12 protein-coding genes are annotated in these 12,337 nt (G+C 73.0%); 5 read left to right on the forward strand and 7 right to left on the reverse strand.

Going from position 1 to position 12,337, the window contains the following annotated elements; translation table 11 throughout:
* The first annotated feature begins 4 nt into the window (after positions 1-4).
* From OG542_RS02965 to OG542_RS02980, 4 genes are all read left to right on the forward strand, one after another.
* Positions 5-499, forward strand: a complete 495-nt coding sequence (locus tag OG542_RS02965) for an FBP domain-containing protein (RefSeq protein WP_328407902.1) — start codon at positions 5-7, stop codon at positions 497-499.
* 87 nt (positions 500-586) lie between these two features.
* A complete protein-coding gene (locus OG542_RS02970; protein WP_328407904.1) occupies positions 587-1,846 on the forward strand; it encodes an FUSC family protein in 1,260 nt (419 codons plus the stop codon).
* 46 nt (positions 1,847-1,892) lie between these two features.
* A complete protein-coding gene (locus OG542_RS02975) occupies positions 1,893-3,032 on the forward strand; it encodes a hypothetical protein (protein ID WP_328407906.1) in 1,140 nt (379 codons plus the stop codon).
* 114 nt (positions 3,033-3,146) lie between these two features.
* Positions 3,147-4,337, forward strand: coding sequence for a lactonase family protein (locus OG542_RS02980; protein WP_328417733.1), 1,191 nt, complete (start codon positions 3,147-3,149; stop codon positions 4,335-4,337).
* On the opposite strand, the gene OG542_RS02985 is transcribed toward OG542_RS02980, so the two are convergent.
* On the reverse strand, positions 4,305-5,033 hold the full coding sequence (locus OG542_RS02985) for a DUF2470 domain-containing protein (RefSeq protein ID WP_328407908.1): 729 nt from the start codon (positions 5,031-5,033) through the stop codon (positions 4,305-4,307). The genes OG542_RS02980 and OG542_RS02985 overlap by 33 nt on opposite strands.
* Positions 5,034-5,118: 85 nt before the next feature.
* A complete protein-coding gene (locus OG542_RS02990) occupies positions 5,119-5,727 on the reverse strand; it encodes a TetR/AcrR family transcriptional regulator (RefSeq protein ID WP_328407910.1) in 609 nt (202 codons plus the stop codon).
* Positions 5,728-5,836: 109 nt separating this feature from the next.
* Here OG542_RS02990 and OG542_RS02995 point away from each other — a divergent pair, with 109 nt between their 5' ends.
* Positions 5,837-7,333 carry a cytochrome P450 gene (locus tag OG542_RS02995; protein WP_328407912.1) on the forward strand — a complete coding sequence of 499 codons (1,497 nt, stop codon included), beginning with the start codon at positions 5,837-5,839 and terminating at the stop codon, positions 7,331-7,333.
* Here the strand turns inward: OG542_RS02995 and OG542_RS03000 are convergent.
* The 5 genes from OG542_RS03000 to OG542_RS03020 all read right to left on the reverse strand — a co-directional run bounded on the left by OG542_RS03000 (position 7,295) and on the right by OG542_RS03020 (position 12,313).
* Entirely contained in the window at positions 7,295-8,125 is an 831-nt protein-coding gene (locus OG542_RS03000; RefSeq protein ID WP_328407914.1) for a pentapeptide repeat-containing protein, read from the reverse strand. The two genes, OG542_RS02995 and OG542_RS03000, sit on opposite strands and share 39 nt — an antisense overlap.
* 47 nt (positions 8,126-8,172) lie before the next feature.
* Positions 8,173-9,066 (reverse strand): RNA polymerase sigma factor SigJ, encoded by an 894-nt coding sequence (gene sigJ, locus OG542_RS03005; protein WP_328407916.1) that lies wholly within the window; start codon positions 9,064-9,066, stop codon positions 8,173-8,175.
* Positions 9,067-9,110: 44 nt separating this feature from the next.
* Positions 9,111-9,845, reverse strand: coding sequence for a PIG-L deacetylase family protein (locus OG542_RS03010; RefSeq protein WP_311129257.1), 735 nt, complete (start codon positions 9,843-9,845; stop codon positions 9,111-9,113).
* A 28-nt stretch (positions 9,846-9,873) separates the two neighbouring features.
* Entirely contained in the window at positions 9,874-11,175 is a 1,302-nt protein-coding gene (locus OG542_RS03015; protein ID WP_328407919.1) for an alpha/beta fold hydrolase, read from the reverse strand.
* 112 nt (positions 11,176-11,287) lie between these two features.
* The gene (locus OG542_RS03020; protein WP_193481310.1) at positions 11,288-12,313 is read right to left on the reverse strand and encodes a LacI family DNA-binding transcriptional regulator; all 1,026 of its coding nucleotides are present in this window, start codon (positions 12,311-12,313) and stop codon (positions 11,288-11,290) included.
* Positions 12,314-12,337: the final 24 nt, after the last annotated feature.

Genomic DNA, 12,337 nt, shown 5'->3' on the forward strand with positions numbered 1-12,337 from the left:
TCCCATGAAACCGCTCACCGAGCAGGACATCCGCACCTCGTTCATCAACTGCTCGAAGGGAGAGGCCAAGCGTCTGGCCGTCCCCCGGGACCTCGGGGAACGGCCCTGGGACGATCTCGACTTTCTCGGGTGGCGGGATCCGGGTGCGCCCGATCGGAGTTATCTCGTGACCGAGCGGGAAGGCCGGCTCGTCGGGGTGACGATGCGGTTCCAGCCCGCGCGGCGAGGGCCCCTGCAGCGCAGCATGTGTTCGCTGTGCCTGACGACGCACCCGCGGGGCGGGGTCTCTCTGATGACCGCGCGGAAGGCGGGGGCGGCCGGGCGTGAGGGGAATTCCGTCGGCGTGTACATGTGCACCGACCTCGCCTGTTCCCTCTACGTACGCGGGAAGAAGGTGCCGGAGAGCGGGTCCCGCCTCGAGGAGAGCCTCACCCTGGCGGAGCAGATCGACCGGACCACGGACGGGCTGGCCGCCTTCCTCGACAAGGTGCACGCCTGAGCGTCCACGGTCGCCCCTGTTTTCCCGCGGCGTTAACGTCCTTCATGGATGCCTTCGATGCGCCAGGGGAAGGGGAAAAGCCCGAGGATGCGAGAGGTACGTGAGTGGACGGCGCGCGCCACGCGGATCATGCACAAGCGCCGGGATCCCGTGGTCGTCCAGACGTTCCGGTCCGCGACCGCGGCGACGATCGCGTACGTCATCGCGCTCCGGCTGAGCCCCGAGCCGGCGGCCGCACCTCTCACCGCTCCCCTGACCGCGCTGCTGGTCGTCCAGGTGACGCTGTACGCCACGCTCACCAACGGCTTCCGCCGGGTGAACGCCGTGGTCACAGGAGTCCTCGTCGCCATCGCGTTCAGCATGCTGGTGGGCCTGACCTGGTGGAGCCTGGCGATGCTCCTCGTGGCCGCGCTGGTCGTGGGACGGCTGGTCCGGGTGGAGGAGTACGTCCCCGAGGTGGCGATCAGCGCGATGCTGGTCCTCGGGGTCACCACCGTCGGGAACACCGCCTGGGCCCGGGTGGTGGAGACGCTGATCGGCGCGAGCGTCGGGCTCGCCTGCAATCTGCTGCTGGCTCCGCCGGTGTGGGTGGAGGAGGCCGGCGAGTCGATCGAGGATCTGGCCCGCCGGCTGCGGCAGCTGATGCTGCGCATGGGCGAGGAGGCCGCCGGCGGCACGCCCGTGGACCGCGCGGCGGAGCGGCTGCACGAGGCGCGGCGCCTGGACCACGACATCGTCGAGGTGGATGCCGCCCTGAGGCAGGCCGAGGACAGTCTGCGGCTCAACCCGCGTGTGCAGGACAGCGTGCTGCACCGGGTGGTGATGCGCACGGGCCTGGACACGCTGGAGATCTGCACCGTCGTCCTGCGCGTGCTCGCGCGTTCCCTCACCGACCTCGCGAAGGAGCGCGAACCCAAGCCGCTGTTCGAGGCCGAGACCGGCGCCGCCCTCGAGCAGCTGCTGTCCGAGATCGCCGACGCCGTGGTGAGCTTCGCGGTGCTGGTCACCACGCACCTCAGCACGAGCGCCGAGTCGGCCGAGGAACGTCTCGCCGCGGAACTGCGCACCGCGGCGGGCACCCGCGACAAGCTGGCCATGCTGCTGCGCGAGGAGGCCGAGCGCGACCCTGGGCACTGGCAGCTTCCGGGCGCCGTCCTGACGGAGGTCAACCGCATCCTCGACGAGCTCGACACCGAGCACCGCACCCGGCGCCTCTTCGAGGAACTGGACCGTGTGTCGCGCGAGCAGCGCGCGCGGATGCCCCGGCTGACGCGACTGCGTGAGCGGCTGGGCGTCACGGAACAGCTGTGGCGGAACCGCGCCGGGTTCGACGGGCGTTCTCGCTGAGGGGACGCCGGCAGGGGGCCGGCACCGGATGCGAGGGAGCGGGCCGATGGCCGACACGACCGTACGGATCGACGGGAACACCCTGCGGCTGCCGGGCGGTGTGACCGTGCGGTTCATCCGCACCCTGCGGCTTCCGGAGACGGGCACGCATCCGTTGCCGCCCGGCCTGGGCGAGTTCCCGGTGCGGCGGGTCGCGGACTACGGGGACCGGGTGCCCGAGGCGTGGCGGGCGCGCGGCGGTGTGATGCTGCCGGTGTATCTGCGCGAGGCGATGTGGCTGAGCTTCGCGGGCACGTCGGAGCCGGCCGCGCTGCAGGTCGGCGTCGGCAAGGTGTGCGCGGTCTCGGGCCGGCCCTGGAGCGACCGCCCGGCCAGGGGCCCGCAGAACTATGTGGTGCTCCCCCGGCAGCCCTGGCTGGACGGCATCAACTCCGGCACGGGCACGGTCCGTCAGTTCGTCGCCGTCCCGCTCGGCCTGGGCGCCACGGTCGAGGGCCAGGTCACGGGCGAGGAGGTCTGGGGTGGCGTACAGCTGCAGTCCTTCCCGCTCAACGACCGGGAGCTGGCGCGCTGGCGTGCGGAGGAGCGCCGGAGGGCGGAGCGGACCCGGGGGATGGCCCCGGCGGGCGGTTACGGTGCCGCCGTGCCGGGTGGTTTCGCTGCCGCGATGCCGATGGCGGCGCCGCCCGCGACCGGTGCGCCCCCGGCACCGTCCACGCCCGGATCCGTCCCGGCGCCTCCCGCATACGGCGCGGCCCCCGCGCCCGCCGCCGGAGCCGCTCCCTCGGCTCCCTCCCGTGCGCCCGCGGCGATGGGGCTCGGCGTCGGCGGATCCATGCGGCAGGAGGTCTTCCAGGACGACCGGCCGCTGTCGGACTGGGCGGAGCGGCCGGCGGGGCGGATCTTCGTGCACCTCGTGACGCCGCCGGAGTGGCGCCGCATCACCGGCGAGGCGCCGCCGCCCTCTCCGGTGGACCGGGCCGCGTACACCCGAGCGGGCCTGCCCTGGTTCGACTACTACGACCAGGACGCGGAGGACCTCGCCCCCACGGACACGCTCCAGGCCGTCAAGCCGGCCGGCGACTGGCTCGGGGACGACCACGAGCCCTGGCAGGAGCCCGCGCCCGGGCAGGTGCGGCAGCTCAAGGACGAGCCGGGCCGGCCGGTCGAGGACGGGGACTGGTAGCCGGGCGAGGCGCGTTGCGTCTCGCGCAACGCGCGGTGCCGTTGTTGCACCCGGTGGGTGATCCACGCCAAGGTGGCTGTCGCGACGGGGACGAGTGACGACCTGAGGGGCGACATGGGCAGTGCTGGCTGGAGCAGGCGCCGGTTCGTCGGCGCACTGGCAGGAGGATCCGCCGCGGCGGCGCTCCCGGCCTGTGACAACGCGCCCCCGCCCTCGGCCTCGACGACCCCGTCGGCTCCCGAGTCGAGCCCGTCCGGCCAAGCCCGGCGGCCGTCCGGGCCCCGCCCCCTCTACCTCGGCACCTACACCTCCGTCGAGGGCGGCGGCAAGGGCGTCGGCCTGGCCACCTACGACGCGGCGACGGGCCGGATCACCGGCACCGGCACGGTCACGGGCGTCGGCGACCCGTCGTACCTCGCGATCCACCCGGACCGCCGCACGCTGTACGCGGTGAACGAACGCGAGGACGGCGCCGTGACCGCCGTCCGGCTGTCCGACCGGAAGGTCCTGGGCAGCCGGAGTACCGGGGGCGCGGCCCCCTGCCATCTGTCGGTGCATCCGGGCGGGCGCTGGCTGCTCAGCGCGAACTACGGCGCGGGCAGCGTGGCCGTGCATCCGATCGACACCTCGGGAGCCCTCGGCGAGCGCACCGACCTCGTCCGGCACACCAGCCCGCCGCCCGGGCCGGGCCAGGACGGGCCGCACGCCCACCAGATCTTCACCAGCCCCGACAGGCGGCACGTGCTCGCCGTCGACCTCGGTACGGACACCGTCTACACGTACCGTCTCGACGAGAAGGCCGGCACGCTCACCGAGGTGTCGCAGGCGCGGACCCGGCCGGGCGCGGGACCGCGTCACCTCACGTTCCACCCCGGCGGCCGGTACGCCTACCTCGCCGACGAGGTCGACAACACGGTGGCCGTCTGCTCGTACGATCCGGCCTCCGGCCGTGTGACCGTCGGCGAGGCGCAGTCCACGGGCACGGGGTCGGGCACGAACTATCCGGCGCAGATCCTGGTGACGGCGAACGGCCGGTACGCCTATCTCGCCAACCGCGGCGCCAACAGCCTGACGCGCTATGCGATCGAGGCGGATGGTGCCCGGCTCAGACTGCTGGACACCGTGCCGGTGGACGGGGACTTTCCCCGCCAGATCGCCTTCTCTCCGGAGGGCACGCTGCTGTTCGCGGCGAACCAGAAGTCCGGCACCGTCACCGTCTTCCACGTGGACGAGACGAACGGTGCGCTGCGGCGCGCCGGCGAACCGTTTCCCTCACCGGTCGCCGTCTGTGCGCTGCCGCTGTAGGGCCCGAGGACAGGACGCGGCACTCGCCTGGGTGAGCAGGACGTGCATGCGCTCGGTGAGCTGCGCGACGTCGTCGGCGGGCGCGTGGAACGCCAGGCGTACATCGCCGTGGCCGCGGGCCCGTTCGATGCGCAGCGTCAGTCCGTGCCGGTCCACGGCGAGCGGCTGGACGCGCACCGCGCCGTGCAGGCTGTCGTGCTCGACGAGCCGGGTGAGCCGCTCGACCGCGTCGGCGTGGCAGTCGGCGAGGTGCGTCAGCAGCCGGGCCTCGGCCGTGGTGAGCGGGTCGGGCACGGCGGCGGCGAACTCGTCGAGGTCCACGACCACGGCACCGGACGGCTGCCGCAGTACGACCCGCGTGGGCCGGAAGGCCAGCTGCCCCTCCTCCACGGCGAACCAGCCCGCGAGCCACAGCCGGGCGCGGATTCGCTTGCGCAGGGGGACGGGCGCGACGTCGGCGAACTCCAGCACCGCGGACGGCTCGCCGCGGGGCGCGCAGATCGCGGCCGCGAGCAGGGCGCTGTCCTCCGGCACGTTCACGAGCACCCTGCCGTCCTCGGTCACCGTGTGCGCACCGACCAGCTCCTCCCGCGTGCCCTCCGCGGTCACCGAGCAGGACCACGCGGCGGCGAGCACCGAGCGCGCCTGTTCCGCCGCGGCAGGGGCCGCCGTCCAGCTTTGGCTGTCGTCACCCATCCCGAACCTCCTTAGGTAAGCCTCACCTAACCTACCGAAGATCGGGGTGTGAGCCAACCACGTCACGTGATCTTTGCGAGGCCTTTCAGGGGGTGAGCACACCCAGCAGGGCGCGGGCGCACAGCTCGCGCACCTGTTCCCGGCCCAACTCCGTGCCGCGCAGCCACTCCAGACAGACGGCCGTGGTGAACGCCAGCCAGCCGCGCACGGCGAGCCGCACCTCCGGCCGCTCCTCGAAGGCCGGGCCGAACTCGGGGTCCGCGGCGAGCGCGGCGAGGATCTGCCGCTCCTGCGCGGCCAGCGCCCGCTGATAGACCCGCCGCACCGCCTGGTCCGCGGCCGCGTCGGCACGGTGGAAGGCGCGGTAGCCGTGCGCGTGGGCCCGGACGTACTCCAGGAACGTGTCGAGACCGGCCGCGAGTTGCTCGCGCACCGGGACGCCCGGAACCGCCGCCGTCATGCGCAGCATCCGCTCGCTCTCGCGCTCGACGACCGCCGCGAAGAAGTCACGCTTGGCCGGGAAGTAGTGGTACAGCAGCCCCCGCGACACCCCGGCGAGCTCGGCGACCTGCTCGATCCAGACGTCGTCGTACGGACTCTCCGAGAACAGCCGCGCCCCAACCGCCAGGAGCTGCTCCCGGCGCTCCTCGGTGCTGAGCCGGCGGCGTGTGCGCCCGCCCTGGTTCGCGGCCATGCCGGCACTTTACTTGACGCCGGTTCAACAACGGGACCAGACTGAACGGCGCTATTGAACCCACATACAACATGTGCGAACCCGCCGCCGGATCAAGGGAGATCGCGTCATGACGGAGGCGCCGATACGGGCTGCAGGGCCCAAGGGGTTCCGCAGTGCCGAGCTGGGCTGGCCCGAGCTGGACCGCATTCCGCATCCGCCGCGCCGGCTCCCGCTGCTCGGTGATGTGGTGGGCGTGAACCGGCGCACTCCCCTGCAGGACTCACTGCGGTACGCCCGGCAGCTGGGGCCCGTCTTCCGGCGGAAGGCCTTCGGCAAGGAGTTCGTGTTCGTGTGGGGCGCCCGGCACGTGGCCGATTTCGCGGACGAGTCACGGTTCGCCAAGCACGTGGGGCTCGGCATCGCCAACCTGCGGCCGGTCGCCGGGGACGGCCTGTTCACGGCGTACAACCACGAGCCGAACTGGCAGTTGGCACACGACGTGCTCGCTCCGGGGTTCAGCCGCGAGGCCATGGCCGGCTACCACCCGATGATGCTGGCTGTCGCGCGGCGGCTGACGGAGCACTGGGACCGGGCGGCGGCGACGGGCCGGTCGGTGGACGTGCCCGGCGACATGACCAAGCTGACGCTGGAGACGATCGCCCGGACCGGCTTCGGGCACGACTTCGGGTCGTTCGAGCGCTCCCGGCCGCATCCCTTCGTGACCGCGATGATCGGCACGCTGACGTACGCGCAACGGCTCAACACCGTTCCCTTCCCGCTGGCCCCGCTGCTGCTGCGGAGCGCGAGCCGCCGCAACGCGGCCGACATCGCCCACCTCAACCGCACGGTCGACGAGCTGGTCCGGGCCCGGCGTGCGACCGGCGGCGGCGAGGGCGACCTGCTGGACAGGATGCTGGAGACGGCTCACCCGGAGACCGGGGAGCGGCTCTCGCCGGAGAACGTCCGCCGTCAGGTGATCACCTTCCTCGTCGCGGGCCACGAGACCACCTCGGGCGCGCTCTCCTTCGCCCTGCACTACCTCTCCCGGCACCCCGAGGCCGCGGACCGGGCCCGCGCCGATGTGGACCGGGTGTGGGGCGACACGGCGGAACCGGCCTATGAGCAGGTGGCCAGACTGCGTTACGTCCGGCGGGTGCTGGACGAGTCGCTGAGGCTGTGGCCCACCGCGCCCGCCTTCGCCCGGGAGGCACGACAGGACACGGTGCTGGCCGGGGAGCATCCCATGCGGCGCGGGGCGTGGGCGCTGGTGCTGACGCCGATGCTGCACCGGGACCCCGAGGCGTGGGGCGCGGACGCCGAGCGGTTCGACCCGGACCGCTTCGACGCACAGGCCGTACGGTCCCGGGCGCCGCACACCTTCAAGCCGTTCGGGACCGGGGCGCGGGCGTGCATCGGGCGCCAGTTCGCGCTGCACGAGGCGACGTTGGTGCTCGGTCTGCTGCTGCGCCGCTACGAGCTGCGGTCCGACCCGTCCTACCGGCTGCGCGTCACGGAACGGCTGACGCTGATGCCGGAGGGTCTGCGGCTGCACCCGGAGCGGCGGACCCCGGTGCGGGAGCCCGCCTCAGACCTGCGCTGTCCAGTGCCCGGGGCGGGTGACTGACTCCGGCAGCCGGGTCCCGGCGCTCCCCCGGGCCGCGTTCAGCTGGGGCTGGGTGAGGAAGAGCGCACCGGTCAGGTCGGCGTTCGTGAGGTCCGCGTCGCGCAGGTCGGCACCGATCAGGTCGGCGCCCCGCAGGTCCGCGCCGGTGAGGTCGGCGGCGATGAGGTAGGCGCCGCGAAGGTTGGCACCGCGCAGGTCGGCGCCCTTGAGGCGGGCGCCCATGAGGTCCGCGCCCCGGCGGTTCTTCTTGCGGCCCTTGGTGCCGGCCCTGGCCAGTTCGCTCGTCCTCAGCAGCAGGACGTTGATCTCCTGGCGGTGCGCCGCCACGTCCAGCTCGGCGAGCTCCTCGGGGCTCCCGTCGGTGAGCTCCTCGGTCTTCTCCAACGCCGTGCGCAGATCGGCGTGGATCGGCCGGGCCGCGGACAGGGCGAGCGCCTCGGTCAGGTACCACAGCAGCTCGTGCAGCTGACGGACGACCGGGAACACGTCGAACATGCGGCGGGCCTGCTCGGGCGGCTCGGACCGCCAGTCCCGGCCGCCGAAGGTGATCTGCGAGACCTGCTGTCCGGCGCCGAAGCAGTCGTAGACCGTGCAGCCGGTGAACCCTTTCTGCCGCAGTCTGGCGTGGATGCCGCAGCGGTGGTCCTCCTGGAGGTTGCGGCAGGGCGTACCGGCGTCCTTGTCGACCGCGAAGTCGGCCGATCGCGCGAAGGGCAGGGCGACACAGCACAGCCCGAAGCACCGCTCGCAGTCGCCGCGCAGTTCCGCTCGCGCGGCCTTGTGATCTCGCATGCGTTCAGCATACGAAACGACAACTCACCTGGTCGTGGCCGCCTGAGTCACCCCGTGAGCCCGGGCGTCTCCAGGCGCTCCAGCCGCTCTGGGTCCGCCAGGATGTACATGCCGGTGATCCGGCCGTCGGCGATCGTGACCCCCATGACCGACTGCACCCGTCCCTCGGGCGCGTGGACGACGCCGACCGAGCCGTTGACCAGCACCAGCCGCGCGGACCGCGCGTACCGGGCGAACATGAGCGCCTGCTCCGCCACCGTCTTCGCGCCCTGGACGACCTTGGAAGCGGCCGCGCCCCGCACGAGGGCACCCGAGTCGGCCCGCAGCACCACGTCCGGGTGCAGCAACGCGAGCAGCGCCTCGAAGTCGCCGCCGCGCGAGGCGGCCAGGAAGGCGTCGAGCACCTCCTTCTGCCGGCCGAGGTCCGGCTCGGCCGAGGGCGTGGCGCCGCGCACCCGGCGCCGGGCGCGGCTCGCCAGCTGCCGGGTCGCGGCCGGGCTGCGCTCCACGACCGGCGCGATGTCGTCGAACGGCACGGCGAACATGTCGTGCAGCACGAACGCGAGCCGCTCGGCGGGCTCCAGGTTCTCCAGGACGACCAGCAGGGCCAGTCCCACCGAGTCGGCCTGGAGCACCTCCTCCGCCGGGTCGAGGTGCGACAGGGGCCTGAGCACCAGGTCCGGGACGAAGGCGTCGCCCATGGGCTCCTCGCGGCGTGCGGTGCGCGAGCGCAGGAGGTCGAGGCAGATGCGGCCGGTCACCGTGGTGAGCCAGCCGCCGAGGTTCTGGATGTCGTCCGGGGCGGTGCGGCTCAGCCGCAGCCAGGCTTCCTGGACGGCGTCCTCCGCCTCGGTCAGCGAACCCAGCATGCGGTACGCGACCGCTCGGAGGTGCCCGCGGTGTTCCTCGAACCGGTCGGCCAGTTCCTCGCTGCCCGTCATGCTCTCCCCCGTCGTCCCTCGTCCGTCCTCTGTCGTCTGTCGAGTCATCTGCTGAACAGTTCGAACGCCACTGCCGGCCTGCCCCCGAACCGCTCGCCCGTGGCTTCGGCGTGCTGGGTCAGGAAGCCGCGGACGTATGTCTCCGGGTCCTGGTCGGTCAGCGCCTCGATGTACGTGCGGTGTTCGAGCAGTGAGAGCACTGCCCGTTCCAGGCCGGACGTCGCGTCGACGGCGTGGGTGGGTGTGCTGGAACCGGCGACGGCGACCCAGCGCACTCCGTCCCACGGCTCGAGGCCCTGCTCGACGAGTTCCGGGAAGATCCACCGGTTGCCGGCGTCGCCGGCCGCGTCGAGCGTGGCGCGGCCGACGGCCACGTGGTCCGGGGTGTTCCAGGCGACGCCGCCCCAGGTGTCCCGGTGGTTGAGCGTGATGACCAGTTCGGGCCGGTGCCGGCGGATGGCGGCGGCGATGTCACGGCGCAGGGCGGTGCCGTACTCGATGACGCCGTCCTTGTGGTCGAGGAACTCCACGGCCGAGACGCCGACCACCGCCGCGCTCGCCCGCTGCTCGCGCTCCCGCAGCGGGCCGCACTCGCCCGGCTCCAGCGTGTCGATGCCCGCCTCGCCGCGGGTCGCCAGCACATAGGCGACCTCGCGGCCCCCGTCGGTCCAGGCAGCGATCGCCGCCGAGCAGCCGTACTCGAGGTCGTCCGGGTGGGCCACGACCGCGAGGGCACGCCGCCAGTCGCCGGGCATGGGCTGGAGTTGAGTGGTCGTCATGTCGGCAGACTAGTCCGGGCCACCGGCCTCAGGCCTCGTCCCGCGCCATCGCCAGCAGCCGGTCGAGGACGCGGGTGCCGCCGGTCCGTACGCCGTCGTGCTCGAACTCGTCCGTGATCCAGGTGCGCAGGCCGCGGATCGTGCGGGCGGTCCGCAGGGAGTGGGCCGTGTCGACGTACATGTCGTCGTGGTAGACGGCCGCGACGACCGGCACCTTGTTGGCGGCCAGGCGGGCCGCGTCGTACAGGGGCGTCCAGTCGGTGCGGGCGGCGAGCAGGCCGGCGGTGTCGCGCAGGGGGCGCAGGGCCGGGTCGCAGTCGAACATCCACGGGTGGATCGACTCTCCGGTGAACAGCAGCGGCTCGTCACCCGCGAGTGCCTTGGCCGCGTCGAACTGCGGGAACTCGGCCCGGACCCGCTCGGCCGACCAGGCGGTGGGCCGGCCGTCCTGGCCGTAGATCGCCTCGTGGACGAGGGCGTACAGCGGGTGGCGGGCGTAGGACAGCATGCCCTGCACCTGCTCCTGGAAGGCGTCGGACAGCGTGAAGCCCTGCGGGGTGCGGACGAAGGCGTCCTCCAGGAGGTAGTGGAGGCGGTGGGTGCCGTCACCGGTGCCGAGAAGGATGCCGAGGGACTGGAACGCCTCGACGGTGAGCCGGTAGCCGTTCGGCAGGACCACGTCGTGTGTCAGCAGGTGGTCGGCGATCCGGCGGGCGCGTTCGGCGTCGTGTGGGTAGCGGGCGTAGTGGGCGGCCACCTTGCGTTCGATGCGCGGGAAGGCGGCCCGGTAGACATCGTCGGCGTGGGCGTCCAGTGCGGGCAGCCCGCCGGTGATCACGGCGGTGGCCAGGCCCTCGGGGGCGAGGGAGAGGTAGCTGGTCGCGCAGAAGCCGCCGAAGCTCTGGCCGAGGACGGTCCAGGGCGCACCGCCCGTGACCAGCGGGCGGATGGCCTCGCAGTCGCGGACGATCGAGTCGGCACGGAAGCGGGTGAGGTAGTCGGCCTGTTCGGCGGGGCCGCCGCGCAGCGGGAGCGTCTGCCGGTTGGCGGGCGTGGAGTGGCCGGTGCCGCGCTGGTCGAGGAGCAGGACGCGGAACTCCTTCAGGGCCCTGCCCAGCCAGCCGGGCCTGCCCACGGAGCGGTCCGCGCCGAAGCCGGGACCGCCCTGCAGATAGAGCAGCCAGGGCAGGTCCTGGTGGGCCTTGTCGCTCGCCACGACCTCGCGGGCGTACAGCTCGATCGTCTCGCCCTCGGGGTGGTCGTGGTCGAGGGGGACGGTGAAGCGGCGGTCGGTGAGGACGACTCCGGGCTGGCGGTAGCTGACGGTCAACAGGGCTCCCGGGGACGGACTGATATTCGGACCGCGTCCCAGTTCATCACAGGGAACGTCCGCGGGTGGGCTCTTCGGATCATGAAACCTTGCTGAACGGCCGTTCAGGCTTTCAGCGGGCGGACAGACTGGAGCGGCGGACCACCAGCTCGGGCTGGAGGACGACCCGTCGGTGCTCGTGCGGCTTCACCGCGCCCTCCGCCTCCGTCTCCTCCAGGAGCAGATCGGCCGCCATGGCGCCCATGGTGACGGCGGGCTGCCGTACCGAGGTGAGCGGGACGGCGGCGGCGGCCGCGAACTCGATGTCGTCGTAGCCGACGATGGCGAGGTCGTCGGGGACACCCACGCCCGCCGCATACATGGCCTGCAGGACGCCGAGCGCGAGCAGGTCGTTGGCGCAGAACACGGCGGTGGGCCGGTCGGCGAGGCCGAGCAGCCGGGCTCCAGCGTCGCGGCCGGCGGCGACATCCAGCCGTTCGGTGGGCAGCTCGCGCAGCGCGTCGGGGCCGAGCCCCGCCTCGGAGAGCGCTTCGAGGGCGCCCGTGCGCCGGTCGCGGACCTGGTTGAGGCCGGGCGGCCCGCTGACGTAGGCGATGGAGCGGTGCCCGGCGTCGACGAGATGGCGCACGGCCAGGGCGCCGCCCGCGACGTCGTCGACGGAGACCGAGCACTCCGTGGTGCCCTCGGCGACCCGGTCGACCAGGACGAACGGGATGCCGTGCCGGCGGAACGTCTCGATGTTGCGCCCCGTCGCGTCGGCGGGGGTGAGCAGCACGCCGCGTACGCGCTGCTCGGCGAAGAGCGACAGATAGTCGGCCTCCTCGCCCGGGTTCTGGGCGCTGTTGCAGACCATCACGCCGAGCCCGGCCTGGCGTGCGGCGCGCTCGGCGCCGCGTGCCACGTCGACGAAGAAGGGGTTGCCCATGTCGAGGACGAGCAGCCCCATGATCCGGCTGCGGCCCGCGCGCAGTTGCCGCGCGGACTCGCTGCGGACGTAGCCGAGCCGGTCTATCGCGGACTGCACGCGGGCCCGGGTCTCGGTCGCGACCGTGTCCGGGCGGTTGATCACGTTCGACACCGTGCCGACGGAGACTCCGGCGGCGCGGGCGACGTCCTTGATACCCACCGACTGGGACATCGGGCAGGGACCTCCAGGGGGAGA

The sequence above is a fragment of the Streptomyces violaceus genome (assembly GCF_036014075.1).
GTDB lineage: Bacteria > Actinomycetota > Actinomycetes > Streptomycetales > Streptomycetaceae > Streptomyces > Streptomyces violaceus.